Annotated in this window: 21 protein-coding genes; 12 read left to right on the top strand and 9 right to left on the bottom strand. The window is 71.5% G+C overall.

The window, feature by feature from the left end:
* The first annotated feature begins 42 nt into the window (after positions 1–42).
* The 3 genes from JOC24_RS18220 to JOC24_RS18210 all read left to right on the top strand — a co-directional run bounded on the left by JOC24_RS18220 (position 43) and on the right by JOC24_RS18210 (position 3,769).
* Positions 43–390: a VOC family protein gene (locus JOC24_RS18220; RefSeq protein ID WP_205021376.1), complete on the top strand. Its 348-nt coding sequence runs from the start codon at positions 43–45 to the stop codon at positions 388–390.
* Between the two features lie 308 nt (positions 391–698).
* The gene (locus JOC24_RS18215) at positions 699–2,204 is read left to right on the top strand and encodes a glycosyltransferase (RefSeq protein ID WP_205021375.1); all 1,506 of its coding nucleotides are present in this window, start codon (positions 699–701) and stop codon (positions 2,202–2,204) included.
* Positions 2,205–2,278: 74 nt separating this feature from the next.
* Complete coding sequence (locus JOC24_RS18210; RefSeq protein WP_239580606.1) at positions 2,279–3,769, top strand: DUF6056 family protein; 1,491 nt, start codon at positions 2,279–2,281, stop codon at positions 3,767–3,769.
* 203 nt (positions 3,770–3,972) lie between these two features.
* On the opposite strand, the gene JOC24_RS18205 is transcribed toward JOC24_RS18210, so the two are convergent.
* The 4 genes from JOC24_RS18205 to JOC24_RS18190 all read right to left on the bottom strand — a co-directional run bounded on the left by JOC24_RS18205 (position 3,973) and on the right by JOC24_RS18190 (position 7,272).
* Positions 3,973–5,100: an AI-2E family transporter gene (locus tag JOC24_RS18205; RefSeq protein ID WP_205021374.1), complete on the bottom strand. Its 1,128-nt coding sequence runs from the start codon at positions 5,098–5,100 to the stop codon at positions 3,973–3,975.
* A gap of 611 nt (positions 5,101–5,711) precedes the next feature.
* A complete protein-coding gene (locus JOC24_RS18200; protein WP_205021373.1) occupies positions 5,712–6,059 on the bottom strand; it encodes a hypothetical protein in 348 nt (115 codons plus the stop codon).
* Positions 6,056–6,685 carry an Asp23/Gls24 family envelope stress response protein gene (locus JOC24_RS18195; RefSeq protein WP_205021372.1) on the bottom strand — a complete coding sequence of 210 codons (630 nt, stop codon included), beginning with the start codon at positions 6,683–6,685 and terminating at the stop codon, positions 6,056–6,058. Before JOC24_RS18195 ends, JOC24_RS18200 begins: the two co-directional genes overlap by 4 nt.
* The gene (locus tag JOC24_RS18190) at positions 6,682–7,272 is read right to left on the bottom strand and encodes an RNA polymerase sigma factor (RefSeq protein ID WP_205021371.1); all 591 of its coding nucleotides are present in this window, start codon (positions 7,270–7,272) and stop codon (positions 6,682–6,684) included. The genes JOC24_RS18195 and JOC24_RS18190 overlap by 4 nt, the downstream gene beginning before the upstream one ends.
* A 213-nt stretch (positions 7,273–7,485) precedes the next feature.
* On the opposite strand from JOC24_RS18190, the gene JOC24_RS18185 reads away from it, so the two are divergent.
* Genes JOC24_RS18185 through JOC24_RS18170 form a run of 4 tightly spaced genes read left to right on the top strand, consistent with a single transcriptional unit; the run spans position 7,486 to position 9,764 of the window.
* Positions 7,486–7,989, top strand: coding sequence for an Asp23/Gls24 family envelope stress response protein (locus JOC24_RS18185; protein ID WP_205021370.1), 504 nt, complete (start codon positions 7,486–7,488; stop codon positions 7,987–7,989).
* Positions 7,990–8,047: 58 nt separating this feature from the next.
* A complete protein-coding gene (locus tag JOC24_RS18180; protein WP_205021369.1) occupies positions 8,048–8,233 on the top strand; it encodes a hypothetical protein in 186 nt (61 codons plus the stop codon).
* Positions 8,230–9,183, top strand: coding sequence for a DUF6286 domain-containing Asp23/Gls24 family envelope stress response protein (locus JOC24_RS18175; RefSeq protein ID WP_205021368.1), 954 nt, complete (start codon positions 8,230–8,232; stop codon positions 9,181–9,183). Before JOC24_RS18180 ends, JOC24_RS18175 begins: the two co-directional genes overlap by 4 nt.
* On the top strand, positions 9,183–9,764 hold the full coding sequence (locus tag JOC24_RS18170) for a hypothetical protein (RefSeq protein WP_239580605.1): 582 nt from the start codon (positions 9,183–9,185) through the stop codon (positions 9,762–9,764). The genes JOC24_RS18175 and JOC24_RS18170 overlap by 1 nt, the downstream gene beginning before the upstream one ends.
* Before the next feature lie 246 nt (positions 9,765–10,010).
* Here JOC24_RS18170 and JOC24_RS18165 read toward each other — a convergent pair whose 3' ends face one another.
* Positions 10,011–10,169 (bottom strand): hypothetical protein, encoded by a 159-nt coding sequence (locus JOC24_RS18165; protein WP_205021367.1) that lies wholly within the window; start codon positions 10,167–10,169, stop codon positions 10,011–10,013.
* Positions 10,170–10,223: 54 nt separating this feature from the next.
* Here JOC24_RS18165 and JOC24_RS18160 point away from each other — a divergent pair, with 54 nt between their 5' ends.
* The gene (locus JOC24_RS18160; protein ID WP_205021521.1) at positions 10,224–10,511 is read left to right on the top strand and encodes a metal-sensitive transcriptional regulator; all 288 of its coding nucleotides are present in this window, start codon (positions 10,224–10,226) and stop codon (positions 10,509–10,511) included.
* Positions 10,512–10,531: 20 nt separating this feature from the next.
* Here JOC24_RS18160 and JOC24_RS18155 read toward each other — a convergent pair whose 3' ends face one another.
* From JOC24_RS18155 to JOC24_RS18140, 4 genes are all read right to left on the bottom strand, one after another.
* A complete protein-coding gene (locus JOC24_RS18155) occupies positions 10,532–11,275 on the bottom strand; it encodes a sulfite exporter TauE/SafE family protein (protein ID WP_205021366.1) in 744 nt (247 codons plus the stop codon).
* The gene (locus JOC24_RS18150; protein WP_205021365.1) at positions 11,272–11,637 is read right to left on the bottom strand and encodes a rhodanese-like domain-containing protein; all 366 of its coding nucleotides are present in this window, start codon (positions 11,635–11,637) and stop codon (positions 11,272–11,274) included. Before JOC24_RS18150 ends, JOC24_RS18155 begins: the two co-directional genes overlap by 4 nt.
* Before the next feature lie 33 nt (positions 11,638–11,670).
* Positions 11,671–13,035 carry an MBL fold metallo-hydrolase gene (locus JOC24_RS18145; RefSeq protein ID WP_205021364.1) on the bottom strand — a complete coding sequence of 455 codons (1,365 nt, stop codon included), beginning with the start codon at positions 13,033–13,035 and terminating at the stop codon, positions 11,671–11,673.
* 388 nt (positions 13,036–13,423) lie between these two features.
* Positions 13,424–14,455 (bottom strand): alcohol dehydrogenase catalytic domain-containing protein, encoded by a 1,032-nt coding sequence (locus tag JOC24_RS18140; RefSeq protein ID WP_205021520.1) that lies wholly within the window; start codon positions 14,453–14,455, stop codon positions 13,424–13,426.
* A 341-nt stretch (positions 14,456–14,796) separates the two neighbouring features.
* Between JOC24_RS18140 and JOC24_RS18135 the strand changes: the two genes are divergently transcribed.
* The 4 genes from JOC24_RS18135 (at position 14,797) to JOC24_RS18120 (ending at position 18,691) form a co-directional block, all read left to right on the top strand.
* Complete coding sequence (locus tag JOC24_RS18135) at positions 14,797–15,381, top strand: Rv1733c family protein (protein ID WP_205021363.1); 585 nt, start codon at positions 14,797–14,799, stop codon at positions 15,379–15,381.
* A gap of 66 nt (positions 15,382–15,447) precedes the next feature.
* Complete coding sequence (locus tag JOC24_RS18130; RefSeq protein WP_205021362.1) at positions 15,448–16,131, top strand: CBS domain-containing protein; 684 nt, start codon at positions 15,448–15,450, stop codon at positions 16,129–16,131.
* Positions 16,132–16,365: 234 nt separating this feature from the next.
* Entirely contained in the window at positions 16,366–17,724 is a 1,359-nt protein-coding gene (locus JOC24_RS18125; protein ID WP_205021361.1) for a nicotinate phosphoribosyltransferase, read from the top strand.
* Between the two features lie 76 nt (positions 17,725–17,800).
* Entirely contained in the window at positions 17,801–18,691 is an 891-nt protein-coding gene (locus JOC24_RS18120; RefSeq protein ID WP_205021360.1) for a universal stress protein, read from the top strand.
* Positions 18,692–18,701 lie beyond the last annotated feature (10 nt).

The following is an 18,701-nucleotide window of genomic DNA, read 5'->3' as shown; positions in this document are numbered from 1 at the left end:
ATCAGCGACACGTACACGCGCGCCCGTCAGAAGGAGTTGCCCATGTCCGTCCGCAGGGTCGTGCCCGACATCCGGTCAAAGGCCATGGAGGAGAGCCGGGACTTCTACGAACTCCTCGGTTTCGAGGAGTTCATGAACCAGGGATGGGTCATGACGATGGCGTCCCCCGACAATCCCACGGCGCAGATCACCTTCATGAGCCACGACAGGACCGCGCCGGTCGTGCCCGACATGAGCGTGGAGGTCGACGACGTGGATGCGGCCTATGCCGTGCTCCGGGAGAGCGGCGCGGAGATCGTGCGCCCCCTGCGGGACGAGGAGTGGGGCGTACGCCGGTTCTTCGTCCGTGACCCGAATGGCCGGGTGGTCAATGTGCTGAGCCACCGATGACCCGGCTCGACGGACACGGCACTGTCCGCTTCGGCGTCGCCGCGGCCCCGGCCCTCAGCCGCCGGACGTGAGCCCGCGCGGGGGCGTCCTGCCAGGGGGGTTTTCGTATCGGTGCAGGCTCGACGCACCGTCGCTCCGCCCGTCCCGCGGGCTGCGTCAGCCCCACCGGTCCGCCGTTCGTGCGAAAGAGTGCGACGGTCCGCGCGTTCGGAGCGGATGGCGAGGGGCCGCGGCCTTGGATGGGCGAGGGTGGTGTAACTGAGCGATCCGCAATCGAGGTCCCGAGAGGGGACGTCCGGAGGTGTCGCGTGACCGGCCTCCAGCTGTCGGTCGTCGTGCCCTGCTTCAACGAAGCCGAGGGCATCGGGTCCTTCCACGCGGCTCTGGTCGCCGCCTTGGAGGGGCTGGGAGAGACCTTCGAGATCTGCTACGTGGACGACGGCAGTCTCGACCACACACGACTGCTCCTCAACTCCTTCGCGGCGCAGGACGAACGGACCCACTACACGGCGTTCAGCCGGAACTTCGGCAAGGAAGCCGCGATACTCGCCGGTCTCCGCATGTCGCGGGGTGCCGCCGTGGTGATCATGGATGCCGACCTCCAGCACCCTCCCGAGCTCATCCCCCGCATGCTCGAACTGCACCGGCACGGCTACGACCAGGTCATCCCGCGTCGTGACCGCTCGGGTGAGGGCCTGGTCCGCAGCACACTGAGCCACGCCTATTACGCGGTCGTCCGCCGCTGCGTGGACGTGGAGCTCCTCGACGGATCGGGGGACTTCCGCCTGCTGTCCCGGCGGGCGGTGGAGAGCGTCCTGTCCCTGCCGGAGAGCAACCGCTTCTCGAAGGGGATCTTCTCCTGGATCGGCTTCGACACGGTCAGCTTCCGCTACCGCAACAGCGAACGCGTGGCAGGCCGGTCGAAATGGGGAAACAGGCGGCTGCTGAACTACGGCATCGACGGGCTCCTGTCCTTCAACAACCGTCCGCTCCGCCTGGCCATCTACACCGGCTTCTGGGTGTTCCTGTCGGCACTGGTGTACGCGGTGTGGACCGTGGTGACAGTTGTCCTGCGCGGCGCCGACACGCCGGGCTACGCCACACTGCTGACGGCCGTGGTGGCCCTCGGCGGTATTCAGCTGGTCACGCTCGGGGTCATCGGCGAATACGTGGGCCGCATCTACCAGGAGGCGAAGCACCGCCCGCCGTACGTGGTGCGGGAGACCGACGGGGACTGTCCGGCGCCGTCGCACCGTCCTCCTCCCCCGGTCATCACGGAGTTGAACGAGCTCGCCCCCGCGCGGCCCCGCACCGCGCGCCAGTTCGGCAGGTTCGTCCTGGTGGGGTGTGTGAACACAGCCGTCTACTTCGCTGTGTACGCCGTTCTGAACCGATGGATTCCCTATCTGGCCGCGCATGTCCTCGGTTACGGGGTCAGTATCGTGTGCTCGTTCCTGCTGAACTCCTACGTCACCTGCCGGACGAAGCCGACGTGGCAGGCGTTCGTGCGTTATCCCCTGTCGAGCATCGTCAGTCTCGTGGCATCGGGCGCGCTCCTCCACGGGGCGGTCAGCGCTCTCGGCGTGGACAAGAACCTGGCCGCCCTCGTCGCCGGTGTCCTCGTCACCCCGGTCTCCTTCCTGCTGGCCCGGTGGGCGATCCTGTCGGGCCGTACCCAGGCATCCGCGTCCGCCGGGGCAGCCCCGTCGGACGGGGCGGCCGTGGCAGCCGGGGTGGCCCGACAGCCATCGGAACGGGCGGTCGGCGTGCCCGTCCCCGCGCACCCCCTCCCGTCCCCCGAGAACCGCCGGTGAGCGCGGTGCCCGGGAACACACCGGACTCCCCGGTCCCGGACCGTGCGCCCGCGGTGCCGGCGCGCCCCGGAGCCATGCCACGGCATGACGTCGACGACCCGCGGGACGTGACGCCGCCGCCGGAGCACGACACCCGGCCGCGCACCTCGCTCTGGGTGACCGCGCTCTCCCTGCCACCCCTCGTCCTGCTGGCCGCGGCAGCGTGGTTCGGCAGGTGGGTCCGGCCGGGGGCTGACGACTGGTGCTTCCTGCCCGTGGTGCGGGACGACGGCGTCACCGGTCTCATCAGCCGGTTCTACTTCGACGACAACGGCCGGGTCACCAACGCGGTGCTGGTCGGCGCCTATGCCGAGTTCCAGGTCGCGGGCCACCAGTGGTTCGGCCTGGTCAGCGGTGTGCTCACGCTCGCAGTGCTGTGGGCGGCGACGGTGGCCGCGCTGCGACGCGGGCGGTTCACCGTGCCGCGCGGGCTGCCGCTGCTGGTGGCGGCCATGGCGACCGCCCTCTTCCTGTTCGCCACCCCCAACACGTACAAGACGTTCTACTGGCCGGCCGCGTCGGTCTCGCACACGATGCCACCGGTGCTGGCCTGCGCCGCGCTGATCCCGTTCCTGACGGCCCGCTCGCGCCGGGGCAGGGGTGCGGCCCTCGCCCTCGTACTCTGCGCGGGTCTGGCCATCGGCACCCTGTCGGAGGAGACCGCGATCGTCGTGGCGGTGCTGCTGGTCACCGCCCTCCTCAGCGGCCGCGGCGCCACCGGCCCGTCCGTGCGCTTCACCCGCCTCTGGTGTGCGGCGGGCATCACCGGTGTCACGGCCGGGACACTCGTCCTGATCACCTCTCCCGGCTCGCACACCCGGCGGGAACGGTTCGGGGCGGGTACGACGTCGTTGATCGCTCCGGAGAACCTCGCGGCCTCGCTGCGCGGGTTCGCGGAGATCGCTCACAGCGTGGTCACCAACTGGCAGTACGCCGGAGCGATCGGGGTGGGCGTGCTCCTGGGACTGCTGACCCGGCGTCCGGACAGGAGCGCGGTCGTCGTCCTGCCCGCCCGGTGGCCGCTGACGGCCTGCGCCGGCCTAGCCGCGCTCCTCGTGTCCGGCTACCTCTGCACGGTCATCGCGTATCCGGTGTTCCAGGACCGGGTGAGTGCTCCCAGCTCGAACCGGGTCTGGAACGACTACCTCCTGGTGTACGTGGTCCTGCTTGTCGGAGCGGGTGCGCTGCTGGGGGTGGCGGCCCGGCGGCGTGCGCGGCGGACCGGCCCTCTGAAGGCGGCGTGCGCGGTGCTCTGCGTCGTGGTCTGCTTCGGCCAGGCCGTCACGTTGCTCGACCTCGACGCGGACATGCGTGCGCGGGCCGGGAAATGGGATGCCCAGGACCGGCGGATGCGCGCGGGGGCGAGCGCCGGTGCCCGAGTCCTCCCGTACGAACGGCTCGTGATCAGCCAGATGCTGGAGCCGTTCAGCCGGCGGGAACTCTCCTACTGGCCCGGTGACTGCGTCGCCGACTATTACCGGATCGACCGCATCACCGACGCCGACCGGCCTCCCGGCCGGACGTAGGCCGGACGATCCATGCTGAGGCGGGCCGGGTTGCCGCCGGACCCGACGGCCGCCTCAGTACTTGTCGCCACCCCTGGGTCGCTCAGGCTCCGCACGGCTCATCCCGTCTGCTTCTCCCATCCCGGCGGCGTCGTCAGCGCCCGTGCGGGAAGGGGTCGGCGACGTCGGCGACCTGGTCGCGGCGCCCGCGGGCACGGACGGCCTCAGGCAGGAGAGCCCCCGACACCCGTCACGGGCGAGGGCTCCGGCTCCGGCTCCGACTCCGGCAACGGCTCGCTGAGCTGCTCGCGCATGTAGTTCCAGACGACCCCGACCAGCGCGGCGACGGGGACGGCGAGCAGGCTGCCCACGATCCCGGCCAGACTCCCGCCCAGCGTCACCGCCAGCAGGACCACCGCGGCGTGCAGGCCGAGCCCGCGACTCTGGATCATCGGCTGGAACACGTTGCCCTCGAGCTGCTGCACCACGACGATGACGGCCAGGATGATCAGCGCGTCGGTCGGTCCGTTCGACACCAGGGCGATGAGGACGGCGACGAAGCCGGCGAACAGCGCTCCGACGATGGGCACGAACGCCGACACGAACGTCAGCACCGCCAGCGGCAGCACCAGCGGCACTCCTACGATCCACAGCCCCAGACCGATGAGGACGGCGTCGAGAAGACCGACGTACGCCTGGGAACGGACGAACTCGCCCAGGGTCGCCCAGCCGCGCTCGGCCACGGCGGGAACGTCACCGGCGAGCCGGCCGGGCAGCTGACGCGCGAGCCACGGGAGGAAGCGGGGGCCGTCCTTGAGCATGAAGAACATGAGGAAGACCGCCAGGACGGCGGTGACCACGCCGTTGACCACGGTGCTCACCCCGGTGACGACCGTGGTGACCATGCTGCCGACGCTGTCCTGGATGCGAGCGGTCGCGGAATCGAAGGCACCGGTGATCTGGTCGTCGCCGATGTTGAGCGGCGGCCCCGAGGCCCATTCCCGCACCTGCTGGATGCCCTCGACCACTCCGTCGGCCAGCTCCCCGGACTGGGAGGCCACCGGTACCGCGATCAGTGCCACGGCTCCTGCGGCGATCAGAAGGAAGAGCACGGTCACGAGCGAGGCGGCGAGGGCCGGAGGCCATCCGCGCCGGCGCAGGAAGCGCGCGGCGGGCCACGTCAGCGTGGTGAGCAGCAGGCCCACTATGAGCGGCCAGATGACCGACCACATGCGACCCATCAGCCACACCGCCACCGCAGCCATGACAAGGACGAGAAGCAACTCGCCTGAGACGCGCGCCGAAGTGCGGAGTGCGGCGCGTGTCCTGGTGGAGCTCAGCGTGACAGACATGCGGGTCACCCTATTAGCCACTGGTGCCTCTCCTGACCACTCCCGCCCCGGCGCAGCGGGACGGGGCGGTCGCCGCGGTCGCAGGTGGCCGTTGAAGGACAGCGGGAGGAAGTACTCCGCTCCGGGCGCCGGGTCGTAGGGCCACGCGAAGGGGGCCGTGACTGCCTTGCCGGACAGGGGGGCTATGTCGGAGCTGGGCGCGGGTCAGCTTGGAGCGGGAGGCCGACTCGGCAGCGGTCAGTGCCCTGGCGTAGGCGCGCGCCCGTCGGACGGTGCCGCTGAACCCGCGGGTCGAGTTATCCGCGTCGGGGGGTGAGCGAGAGCGGCGTGTTGGTGCTGCCGGGCCGCTGGGGGCGGCCTTCGTGGCCTTCGCCTCTCCGTCCGACTGGCGTCCGACATCCTGCCGAGACGCCGGTGACGAGTGGTGAGGGTGTCACCGGTCGGGGCGGGCGAGTTCGTGGGCCGTGGGTGTGCGCCGCGCGTGCCGAGCCGCCTTCCCTGCGGCGGAGGGAAGGCGGCTCGGCACGGTGACACGGACCGCCCTCCGGCGCCCGACGACTCGGTGCCACACCGCGGGCCGGAGGGCGCCGGCGTGGCACCGGGGGAGAGAATCAGAGCAGGCCGGTGACGGTCACGGTGATGTGGGCCGGAGCCGGCGGCTCCTCGGGGCACTTCGCCGCCAGGCATGCCTCGACCGCCGTGCGGGTGGCCCTGGCGACATCGACCGCCCGGGCCTCGCGCAGGGAGACGATCTGGACGGCGACGTTCCAGGGGCACCCGCTGTTCTTCCGCCTCACCCTCAGACCGCTGGTGCGCGCACTCGCCGACTCCGCTTCGGGCGCCAGCGCGGTACGAAGCTGCCGGGCCACCCCCGGCTTGAGGAAGGCCACGCCCTCCACCGCCAGCACCGCCTTGGCGACTTCGTCGGTGAGCGCCCTGTGTTCGGCGTTCCACGTCATCGGTTGCGCCCTCCCTCGGGCTTGTCGGTCGCATCGGTCAGATCGGTGATCCGGATGTCGATGCTCGTCAGGACCATCCCCAACCGGTCGTGGACCGAACTGAGCACGCGCCGACGGACTCGTTCGCCGAGCTCCTGCAGTTCCGCGGTGACGGGAGCACGGATCTCCAGGAGCACGTCGATCCGGGAGGGATCCTGAGCCGCTGACTGCGCGGGGGTGATCCTGCACGATCCCGCGCTCACGCCGGCGACCGTCTCGGCTGCGGCACGGACGGTTCGGGCGGCCACCGCCTCCATGATCCAGAGGTCCTCGTCCGGTTCGCCCAGCGGCAGCGGGTGCCCGGGCCGCAGTTCCAGGCGGACGACGTCCATCACCCGTTGTGTCAGAGCGAGGGTGTCGTACGGCTCGGTCGCAGGCGGTTCCTCACGCAGGCGTCGCACGGAGGACTGCAGCGCCTCGAGCTCCTCCACAGCCTGGCGGCAATGGGGGCAGCCCGGCGCGTGGGGATCGGCCGTCCCCTGTTCCCAGGTGTCCCAGACGTCGAGGAGCGAACGGCCGCAGGGCAGCTGCTCGTCGTCCCCCTCGTGAGGCTGCGGCTCGTGGGGAGGGTCGGTGTGGGTGGTCATCGCCAGGCCCCCAGTTGTTGTGTGAGACATCGTCGTGCACGGAACACTCGGGCCCGGACCGCCTCCTGGCTGATTCCGACGGCCTCCGCGATGAACTCGTAGGACTGGCCGTCCCACTCCCTCAGCACCCAGCAGGCACGTTGCTCGGGCGACAGTGAGGAGAGCGCTGCCTGGAGTTCGTCGACCGCCGCGTGCGACTCGGCGATCCGGACCGGTGAAGCGGTGTGGTCCGGCGCGGCGAGCTGCCCCGCCGCGTCCAGCGGGTCGACGGGTCTGCGGGCGCGCAGGACGTTCAGGCAACGGTTCGTGACGATCCGGTACACCCACGTGCCGAAGGTCGACTGCCGCTGGAACTCGGGCAGTTTGCGCCATGCGCTGATGAGGGCCTCCTGCACGGCGTCCTCCGCCTCAGGCACGTTCCCCAGCATGCGTGTGGCCATGCGTACCAGCGCGGGCGCGTGGCGGCGCACCAGGTCGGCGAACGCCTCCTCGTCCCCTTCGGCTGCCCGCACGGCCAGCAGGGCGTCATCGGTGACGCTGCGGTCCTCTGCGGCCGCGGATGCGGTCTGTCTGCGGGCCCCCGGCACTGGGCGGCTCCTCTCGGTCGCTCTCGTCAGCTTGGACACACGACCACGCCTGGTTGTTACGCAGCAGTTCAGCAGACCGGCGGACCCGCCCCCGAATCGCCGGACCGCTCGGCGGTGGAGAAGAAGATTTTCAAAGATCGGCGTCACGGACGGCACGCGGCCGGTTCTACAGGTGTGAGAGCAGTTCACGGAACGCAGCAGGAGGACTTGCCCATGACCACGCAGACGGCCCCGCTTTCGAAGAACGCATCCGGCCCGCAGGGCTCGAGGAGCGCGCAGGGAACCACAGCCCTGACAGGGGGCGCCACGGGGGCCGACGAGCCGGCCGCGACCCGCGGCAGGACGTCCATCGCCGACGTCGTCGTGGTGAAGATCGCCGGAAGCGCCGCACGGGAGATTCCGGGTGTGCACGACATGGGTGGCGGTCTTTCGCGCACGCTCGGCGCTGTTCGCGACCGGGTACCGGGCGGACGCCCCAACGTCGGCCGTGGGGTCAAGGTCGAGGTCGGGGAGCGGCAGACCGCCATCGACGTGGACCTGGTCGTCGAGTACGGAGTGGCGATCACCGACGTGGCCCGCGACGTGCGGGAGAACGTCATCGCGGCCGTGGAGCGGATCACCGGCCTGGAGGTCGTCGAGGTCAACGTCACCGTCAACGACGTGCACCTGCCCGACGAGGACGGCGACGGCGTCTCGGTGGACTCCCGGGTGGAGTGACCGCCGGCGCAGCGGACGGAGCAAGGCCGGGCGGACGGGTGAGAGGGATGGAAAAGGGATGAGCAGGCCGGTCGTCGGAATGATCGTGGGTATGGCTCTGGCGTTCGCCGGGTACTTCGGCGGCTTCGGGGCGTTCCTCCTCGTCGCCGCCCTGGGGGCTGTGGGCTACGCGGTGGGCCACTGGCTCGACGGCGGGGGCCGGCCGGAGGATCTGCGGGACGCCTTCGGAGGGAACCGTCGATGAGCTTCCCGTCGCAGCGCGGAACCACCACCGTGTCCGACAAGGTGGTCCGGAAGATCGCCGGGCGCGCTGTCACCGAGGCCCTGCCGGGCAGGAGCGTTGCGGCCACGCGCGTCTCGGCGGTCGTCCGCGGGCGCCGGACGGACGTGTCGCTCGGCCTCACCGTCCCTTATCCGGCGCCCGTGGCGCGGACGGTGCGCCGGGTCCAGGAACATGTCACCGCACGCACCCGGGAGCTGACCGGGCTCGACGTCACACGTACGCGGGTGCACGCCCGTTCCCTGGTCGCGAACGCTCCCCTGCCTCGTGACGCGTCGTCGGCGGGAGGGCCTGCCCGGCGGACTCCCCTTCGATGGTGGTCGTCGCGGCGGCTGCCGATGGCGGCGGTCGCGGCGGGGGCCGCCGCGGCCTTCGGCGCGGTGGCGGTCGACGTCATCCGGGTACACCTGGAACACCGGCCGGCCGCAGCCTGGCGCATCGGCCTCCTGGACGGGCTGTCCACCTCCGGTCCGGGCAGCATGCCCGTGGTCCTGGGCGGCGCCGCCGCCGCACTGCTGGGCCTTGCGCTGATCGTCGTGGCGGTCACCCCCGGACGCCGTCGCCTCGTGACGCTTTCAACAGCCGGCGGCCCGCGCGCGGCTCTCGACCGCTCGGCGCTCGCCGCCGCGGTCCGTGACGCGGTGGCTGACGTCGCGGGCATCAGCCATGCGGACGTTCGGGTCGGTCGCCGCCGTATCGCGGTCAGGGCCGGTCTCGCCTTCGGTGACCGCGCGACCGCGCACAGGGAAGCGACCACCGCTGTCCGCCGGGCAGTCGACGGCTGCCTGCTGCGGCGCGCCCCGCGTGTGCGCGTCGACGTCAGGCCCGAACCGGCCTGGCAACAACCACCGGCGGCGGACACCGCCGTGGACGGCACCACGCGGAAACCGGCCCCGACGCGAGGAGAGACCTGATGGAACAGTCACGGCGGGCCGTCAACAGGATCACACTGGCCTCGGTCGGCCTGGCACTTGCGGTGGGTGGTGCACTGCTTGCCGGCACCGAGGCGTCCATCGCGGGCCGGCTGCCCGGCTGGTGGCCCGACGTGCCGTACGAAAGTCCGCTGGTGGACCGGGCGTACCTCTCGGGTCTCAGGGCCTTCGCCTGGTGGACGCCCGCGGTCGTCGCCGCCACCACCCTGTTGTCGCTGCTCCTCGCCCGGTGGTTCGTCAGCCAGTGCGGCGGCACTGGTCCACACCGCCTGCGCCTGCCCACACCGGGTGGCTTTCTGCACGTCGACGCGCTGAGCGACGCGCTGGCCCGGCGGACTGCCGCGGTGGACGGAGTCGCGCGGTGCCGCGTAGGCATCCGTGCGCACAGGACACGTCTGTACGTCCATACACGGATCTGGCTCCACCCCGGCGTCGAGCCTGCCGCGGTGCTTCCCACCCTCGCGGCCGTACTGACCGAGGCGGAGGCCTCGGCGCAGCCGTACAGCGTCGTCGGCCGGACGCGGATCAGCGCGGCGAGCCCCGGCACGGCACGCGTGAGATGACCGGCGGCATTCGCGACCGGACCGGCCGGGACGCCGAGCGACCGGGCGCCGTGCCTGCCGGACGCGCGGCGCGGGCGTGGACGACGTACGCCGAGCCGGCGTCCGTGGCTCGTGCGTGGGGTCCGGCAGTTCCGAGACGGTGCGTTCCAGGTGCCGGCGATCGCGCGGTTCGGCCAGTGTGCCCTGCACTTCGGCCGCGCGCGGCGGTTGTGGGGAAGTCCGGTGAGCCCGGCGGCCGTGGCGCAGCTACGGTGCGGGCGGAGCGGCGGAGGGGACCGGTCCGGCGGCGGCGCCCGGGGGCAGTGTCCGGACCGCGGGGTGGACGAGGAGACCGAGGAGGAGTCCGCTCAGGACGAACGTCCCGGCGGGGTGGTCATGGCAGGTGCCATCCTTGTCCTCGACCATGCCCCGAATGGGGAGTACATTACCCCTGGGGGTATTTCATGAGGAGTTGTCGTGGTGGAGCTTGACCTGGCGGGAGCCGAACTGAAGTCGGTCCTCAACCGACTGCGCAGGGCCCAGGGTCAGATCTCCGGGGTGATCCGGATGATCGAGGAGGGTCGGGACTGCGAAGAGGTCGTCACCCAGCTGGCGGCCGCTTCCCGCGCGCTCGACAGGGCCGGGTTCGCGATCATCGCCACCGGGCTGCAGCAGTGCCTGACCGGCGTCGAGGAGGGCCTCCGCTCCGAGGAGGACCGGGACGAGATGCGCGCCCGGCTGGAGAAGCTGTTCCTCTCCCTCGCCTGAGGTCCGGGCGGCCTCCGTGGTCAGACGAGCACGTCGACGAGCATGAGGGCCGCCACCGCCAGCAGTACACAGGCGAAGATCCGCTGCAGAGCCGTGCCGGTGATCCTGGCGGCGAGCCGTTTGCCGTCCCAGGCACCGAGGATCGCGGCGCCGGCGAAGGGTGCGACGACCTCCCAGCGGAGGTCGCCGCCGGTTCCCGCCCTCGCGGTGAGAGCGGCGAGGGAGTTGACCGTGATGACGAGCAGGCTGGTGCCCACCGCCTGCCTCATGCGCAGCCCGAGGACGCCCACGAGGGCGGGCACGGCGAGGAAGCCCCCGCCCACACCGAGGAAGCCCGTCACCGCACCGAGCCCTGCCCCCGTACCGGCCGCCTTGACCGGCGCGGTCCTCTCCGGTGGCTCGTTGCCGGACGGCCTCAGCATCCGCAGTGCCGCGAGGGCGGCGACCGTCGCGAACGCCGCGGTGAGCGCGGTTTCGGGGACGCGGCCGGAGACGGCGCCGGCGAGGAACGCCGGAACGACGCCGGACGCGGCGAACAGCGCTCCCGTCCTCCACGCCACGCTCCCGTCGCGGGCATGGGCGTAGAGGGCGGTGGCCGAGGTGGCCGTGATGATGATCAGGCTCGCGGAGGCGGCTGACGCCGTCGAGAAGTCGAGCAGGTAGATCAGGGCCGGAACGGCCAGGACGCTTCCACCACCGCCGAGCGCCCCGAGGGCGAGACCGATGACGGCTCCGGCGAAGAGCGCGAGGATCAGGGTGCTCACACTATCGAGCCGCAGTTCCCGCGCTCGTCGACGACGGGGTGCCCGGCGGCGGCCCAGGCCTTCATGCCGCCCTCGACGTCCACGGCGTCCGCACCCCGCCCCGCGAGGAGCTTCGCCGCCTGCTGCGAGCGGTGCCCGCTGCGGCAGATCACCACCAGCGCGCGGCGCCCCGCCACCCGAGGAAGCGCTGCTCCGGCGACCAGCCCGGTCAGCGGGGCGTGCACCGCCCCCGGAGCGTGGCCGGCCCTCCACTCCGACTCCTCCCGCACGTCCAGCAGGACCTCGCCGCACCGATCGCCACCGGTACGGCTGCGGGCCTCGTCGACCGAGAGGCGTGTGCCGTTCTTCCGGAACAGGGACATCCCGTCCGTCTCCTTTCTCATGGGTACGCCAACTCAGGCGGTGACGACGGTGAGGCCCGCGTTCTTCGCGGCGTCGAAGCCGTCGTCGACGGCGACCACGTCCCGCCCCACCGCGTCGAGCAGGGACGCCGCGATGCCGGCACGCATGCCTCCCGCGCAGTGCACCCACACCGCGCCCGAGGGGATTTCGTCGAGGCGGCCGTGCAGTTCGTGGACCGGAACGTGCACCGAGTCCTTGATCCACCCGGCGGCCCGTTCGGAGTCGCGGCGCACGTCCAGCACCACGATCGGACTCGGCCTCGGGATCTCCTGCGCGAGTCCCGCGAACGTGGACCGCGCGAAGGAGGCCGGCCGTTCCCCCTGTCGCAGCCAGACCTCGGGGCCGCCGGTGGCGGCGGCGGCCGGACGGTCGACACCGACCCGGACCAGTTCCCGCTGCGCGGCCGCCAGTTGTTCGGCGGACTCCGCGAGCAGGGTGACCGGCTTGCCCCACGGGATCATCCAGGCCAGATAGGTGGCGAGCTTGCCGTCCGCCTCGAAGTTGAAGGAACCCGCCACGTGCCCCTCGGCGAAGGCGACCCGGTTACGCAGGTCCACGACCCACTCCCCCGCCGCGAGCCGTCCCGCGATCTCCCCGGCGTCCGCGAGGGCGGGGGGTGTCAGGTCGACGGGCGCGGGTCCGCCCGCGTTGGCCGGGCCCATGTACGCGTAGTACGCCGGCACGTCCTCCAGGCCGGCCAGCAGGTCGGTGACGAAGGTGTCGACGTCCGTGGTGAGAGCAGCGTTCGCGGACTTCTCCCTGCCGATGGTGGTGGAGTCACCGTCCGCCTGCGCGGAGGAGCAGAAGCTGCCGAAGCCGTGCGTGGGCAGCACAGCGGTGTCGTCCGGCAGCCCGGACGCCAGGCGGCGGGCCGAGGCGTGCTGGGCACGGGCCAGGTGCTCGGTGAGCCGCGGCTCCACCAGATCGGGGCGTCCCACGGTGCCGATCAGCAGCGATCCGCCGGTGAACGCCGCCACCGGGCGCCCTCCGTCCCGCAGCACGTACGAGGTGTGGTGCGGCGTGTGCCCGGGCGTAGCCATGGCCGCGAGCGTGAGACCGGCGTCGACGTCGAAGGCGTCCCCGTCGGCGACAGCCACCCTCGCGAAGGCGACCCGGGCATCGGCCGGGACCAGATACGCGGCTCCGGTGATCCTCGCCAGCTCCGGGCCGCCCGTCACGTAGTCGTTGTGGATGTGGGTCTCCACCACATGGGAGATCCGCACTCCCCGACGGGCGGCGGCGCCCAGCACGCTGTCGATGTCCCGGGGCGGGTCCACCGCGACCGCCGTCCGCTCGCCCCCTGCCAGGTAGCTGCGGTTACCGAGGCCCTCCAGCTCGATGGTGTCGATGAAGAACACGCCGATACTCCTTACGCTCAAAATTACCCCCGGGGGTATTCAAATCACCGTAACATTTGTACCCCCGGGGGTATATTCCAGGCTGGGGTCGACCACCTCGGCCGCTCCCTGCGCGGTGGCGCTGCCCGAATCGGCTGGGCGAGGCGTGAAGCGCGAAGGGCGACAACGTGCCGTGTGCCCGCACCGCGCGGGTCGGAAGGCCCCGCACCCTCGGCGCCGGAATCCGGGCTCGACCACGGCGTGGAGCGTCCCAGCCGACGGCCGGTGACGTCATGGTCCGCGCGGACGGCGACCACGTGGCCGCCCAGGTCATCGGCCTCGGCGGGTGCACCGCCGTCGCCGCCGGCCCGGCGCTCGCGCGCCGCCCGGCGGTCGGCCGCCGGGCGGACTACGCGGGCAGCAGGACCGTCTTCAGCGCGCCGTCCTCGACGGCGGTGGAGAGGATCTCGTAGGCGCGACCGGCCTCGGCGAGGTCGAGTCTCCGGGTGATGAGCCGTGACAGGGAGTCCAGGTGCTTGGGCGCGAGCGCCTTGAGCAGCCAGTGCGTGGACGACGTGTCGACCTGGCCGATACTGATCGTGACGTTCTTGCGCCACAGTTCTTCGAGATGCAGGGTCACCGAGGCGCCGTGCATACCGATGTTGGCGATGTGACCACCCGAACGCACGGCTCGGGTGCACAGGTTGAAACTGTCGGGACTTCCCGCCGCCTCGATGACCACATCGGCCCCGGGGCCCTCCGCCAGCTCCGCGATCAGTTTCCCCGGGAGCTCCGCCGCGTCGGCCCCCAGGCCGGCGGCGATGTCCAGGCGACGGGGCGACAGGTCCACCACGACGGCCCTGGCGGGGGTGTACATCCCCGCGATGACCAGGGCTGCCAGCCCGACGGGCCCTGCCCCGATCACGGCGACCACCGCACCGGGGCCGACTTCTCCGTTGCGCACCCCGAGTTCGAAAGCCGCGGGCAGGACCTCGGAGAACAGCACGGCGGTACTCCTGTCCAGGGTGTACGGCAGCTTGTGCGTGGAATGGTCGGCAAAGGGAACGCGGACGAACTCCGCCTGGGTGCCGTTCACTTCGTGGCCCAGGAGCCACCCTCCCCCGTACGCGCACTGACCGTACGCTCCTTCGTTGCACCTCACGCAGTGACCACAGGCGGAGATGGAGGACACGATCACCTCGTCACCCGGGGCCACGGCGTGCACTTCGGGTCCGACCTCCACGATCTCGCCGACGGCTTCGTGCCCCAGGACCGTGCCCGGCTTCACATCGGCTGCGCCTTCGCGGAGCGTGAGCAGGTCACCCGTGCACACGGTGGTGGCTTCGACCCGCACAAGTGCATCGGTCGGCTGCTCGATCGCCGGATCGTCGACGGACTCCCAGAGCCCCTGGCCAGGGCCGTGATAGACGAACGCGTGCACCGCAATCACCTCTGCAAACCTCGTCGGCCGAAAGTGCCGCAGCGGATCCCTCTTCCAGTCTCGGTGCGTCGTGCGCATCGTGCGAGAGACGGACGGGGCAACCCGCCGGGTCGTTCGGGCCCCCTCCCGTCAGGGGGCGGCCCGGTGCTGTCACTGCCGCGGCGGAGAGGTGGGGCCGGTCGGCCCTCCGCCGTGCGTCGGACGGCCCTTCAGCGTCTCCGTCGCCGCGCGCAGACTCGGGAGAGACCGTCGACCAAGGCATCTGTGACGGCAACGGCATCTCGGAAGGGCGCTTGTCGCGGCCGCGGAGACCGGAGCATCACCGGAAAGACTGTGACGCCATGTCCTCAGCGATCTGGAAGCGGGGGTGGAACGCTCACCCGCTCCGTCGGCGGATCGACGTCCTCGAAGCGAGGCTGCTGCTGGTCCTGTGCGCCGTGGTCGTCGGCTGCGCCTCGCTGATCGGCGTGGCACAGGGCTGGGCGGCCTACGACCACGAACGGTCGGTGGCTTCGGAACAGCGGGCCGACCGTCATCTCGAACGTGCCCTGGTCCTGAGGGACGCCACCCGCCCCTCTCCCTGGGCGGACGAGTCGGGCCGCACCGAGCGCGTGCCGGTGCCGGTCCGCTGGACCGACGCCTCCGGCGCACCCGTCACGGAAAATGCGCCGGTGCCCGTGGGCACCCAGCGCGGGGAGCACACGAGCCTCTGGCTGGACCGTCGAGGTCACATCACCTCCGCCCCGTCCGGAAACGGTGACGTGTGGACCGGGGCGCTGGCGGAGGGAGCGGGCAGCGCGGCCGTCGTCGCGGGTGTCGGGGTCCTGGCGGGGCTGGGCGTACGCGGCGTGTGCAACAGGCGGCGCGCAGCCGGCTGGGAGACCGAGTGGAGCAGGGTGGAACCGCAGTGGAGTCGACGTGCCTGAACCACGGCCGGTCGATCCGGACGACGCGGGGACCGGACCCCGCGTGCCCTATCAGGGGAGCCTGTGATGACTGTTTCGCCTCACACCGTGAGCGACCTCATGACACACACCGCCGTCGCCGTCGGGAGCCGGGCCTCGTACAAGGACATCGTCGAACTGATGGACGAGTGGAAGGTGAGCGCCTTGCCGGTTCTCGTCGGCGAGGGGCGGGTCATAGGTGTGGTGTCGGAGGCCGATCTCCTGCCCAAGGAGGAGAACCGTCCTGCCGCGACCTCCGCGCCCGGTGACCCTCCCCCCATGGACGTCGGCAAGGCCGACGCCCTCTACGCGGAACAGCTCATGTCCAGCCCGGCCGTCACGGTGCACGCGGACGCGACCATAGCGGAGGCGGCCAGGATCATGGCACGGCGGCATGTGAAGCGCCTGCCCGTGGTGGACGGCAGCGGGCTGTTGCAAGGAGTCGTCAGCCGGGGTGATCTGCTGAAGGTCTTCCTGCGGTCCGACGAGGACATCGCCTCGGAGGCACTCGGCGTGCTGGGCGGGATCGAGGCTGCCGCCGGCATGGGCGTACAGGTGTCCGACGGCGTGGTCGTCCTGGGCGGAACCCTGTCCGATCGTTCGCTGGTCCCGCTGATCGCCCGTGCCGTCCGTGCGGTGGAGGGTGTCGTCGACATACGTCTCGACCTCCGCGACCGTGACGGCCACGACCGCGCGCAGGGGGCGTGGCACGCAGCAGGGAGCGCGGAATGAGCGGCGACGCGCCTGACCGGCCGGACGGTCGTGGGCTCCGTGCGACCTGCGGACCCCGAATCACGAAGAGCCGTCGTCGCGGGAGCGTACCGGACCGTTCTTCCCCGGGGATGCCCCGATCGGCCCTTCACACGGGCCGTGGCTCCGCGGAACGCTGGAGAGGTGAGCAGAGACCCTCCTGCCGTGACGGCCGCTCCGTCACCTTGCGTGAATCGGGGAGAAGGGGTGAGCGCCGTGTCGCACGTGACGACCACGGATCTGTACGAGGTGTCGATGGCCCTCTCCTACCTGCGGGAAGGACTGACCGAGGACGCCACGTTCAGCCTCTTCGTACGCGGGCTGCCTGAGGGCCGCGGTTTTCTGGTGAGCGCGGGGCTGGAGCCGGTTCTCGACTTCCTGAGCGGTTTTCGCGTCACCCCGGACGACGCGGAGGACTTCGCGACGGCGCTCGGCTGCCCGCCCGCCGATGTGCGACCGCTGATCGGCCTCGGCTTCGAGGGGGAGGTCCGTGCCGTGCCGGAAGGAAGGACGGTCCTGTCCGGGGAGCCGCTGCTGGAAGTCACCGCGCCCCTGCCACAGGCACAACTCGTGGAGACCTGGCTGCTGAATCAGGTCAGCCATCAGACAGCCGTCGCGTCCAAGGCCGCACGATGCGTGCTCGCGTCGGCCGAGCACCCCGTCATCGATTTCTCCCTGCGCCGCGCGCACGGGCAGGACGCCGGGATGCAGGCGGCCAGGCTGGGGACGATGGTCGGCTTCACCGGCACGAGCAACGTTGCCGCGGCCCTCCGCTGGAACACCCGGGCCTCCGGCACCATGGCGCACTCGTACATCGAGGCCTTCGGCGACGAGGAGGCCGCGTTCACGGCGTTCGCGCGGGGCCGTCCCGGTCCGGTCACCTTCCTGGTCGACACCTACGACACGGCCGACGGCGTCGTGACCGCCGCTCGGGTCCTGAACGCCCTGCGGCGAGGCCCGGGGTCGGCGATCCGGCTGGACAGCGGTGATCTCGCAGACCTGGCCCGGCAGTCGCGCGACATCCTGGACGGTGCGGGGCTGGCGGACGTCGCCATCATCGCCAGTGGCGGTCTCGACGAGTACCGCATCGACCACCTGGTCCGTTGTGGCGCACCCATCGACATCTACGCCGTCGGGACCAAGGTCGGGACCTCGGCCGACGCGCCGTACCTCGATACGGCGTACAAGTTGGTGGAGTACGCCGGCCGGCCGGTGATGAAGCTCTCCACCTCCAAGGTGACCGCGCCAGGACGCAAACAGGTTCTCCGCTCCCCCGGGGCGGGGGATGTGATCGCGCTGGCGGACGAGGACGTGCCCGAGGGACGTGAGCCGCTGCTGGTCACGGTCATGTCCGCGGGACACCGCACAGGTGCCCCCGACACCCTGGCCGCGGCACACGAACGGTTCGTGGCCGATCTTGCCGCTCTCCCCCGGTCCGCGCGCAGCATCGGCGAACCGGAACCACCCGTGCCCGCCGTGTCCGCTCGCCTCTCGGACCTGACCTCCGACGTCCGCCTCCGTCTGGAGGAGGGCGTCGGGAAACGGAGAGCGGCCTGGACGCAGGGGGGCACATGAGCACCGGAACTCCGCGGGAGGCCGAACCGCCGCGGCATATCCGCGGCGTCCCCTCCACCACTGCGAGGCGATCACCATGACGGGCAATGTGACAGCAGGACTGAACGGGACGCCGGAGAGTTTCGCAGCCGTGAGATGGGCCGCGCGTGAGGCCTCCCTGAGGCAGCTGCCCCTCCGGATCATTCACGTACGGGAGTGGCCCCTCACAGCTGAGGTACCCGTCCCGCCGCAGCAGTCCGAGGAGGACGAGGCGCTGCTCGAGAAGGCGGCGCGGACGGCCGGGCTGGACCGGCCGGGGCTGGACATCACCACGGACAACCTGTCCGGTGACAACCCCACTCGGACGCTCATGGCCGAGGTCGACGCACCCGGGAGGGTGGAGCTGCTGGTGCTCGGCTCACGGGGACTGAACGCCCTGGCCGGCTTTCTCGTCGGTTCCACCTCGCTGCCGGTCGTCGCCGCGTCCGAACGGCCGGTCGTGCTCGTCCGTAGCGAGGACCCCGCTGACGCGGTGGACGACGGCACCGCTCCCGGGGGCGAGGAACTGGTCCTCGGTGTCGACCTGAAGGAGGCAGGGGCCGACGAGGGGCTGCTGGCGTTCGGTTTCACCGAAGCGGCCCGGAGGAACAGCCGCCTCCGGGTGTTGCACGCATGGTCCCTGCCGGCGACGTACTCGTACGCCCAGACCGCCGATCCGGGGCTCGGGGACGAACTCGCAGGCCACATCACGGACACGCTGGAACGTACCGTCGCGCCGTGGCGGGAGCGTTTTCCGGATGTGACGGTCCAGGCCAGGGCCGTGGTCGGGACACCGGGCGCGGAACTGGTGTACGCGTCGCCCGGCGCCGGGCTGCTGATGGTGGGCCGCCGCCGGCGCAGGCATCCGATGGGCCCCCGGCTCGGACACGTGGCGCACGCGGTGATCCATCATGCCGCCTGCCCCGTCGCCGTGGTCCCTCACGTATGACAACCGGTCG

The sequence above is a fragment of the Streptomyces sp. HB132 genome, from assembly GCF_016909575.1.
GTDB lineage: Bacteria > Actinomycetota > Actinomycetes > Streptomycetales > Streptomycetaceae > Streptomyces.
Note: the sequence above shows the minus strand (reverse complement) of the source record. Positions and strands in the feature narration are given on the sequence as shown.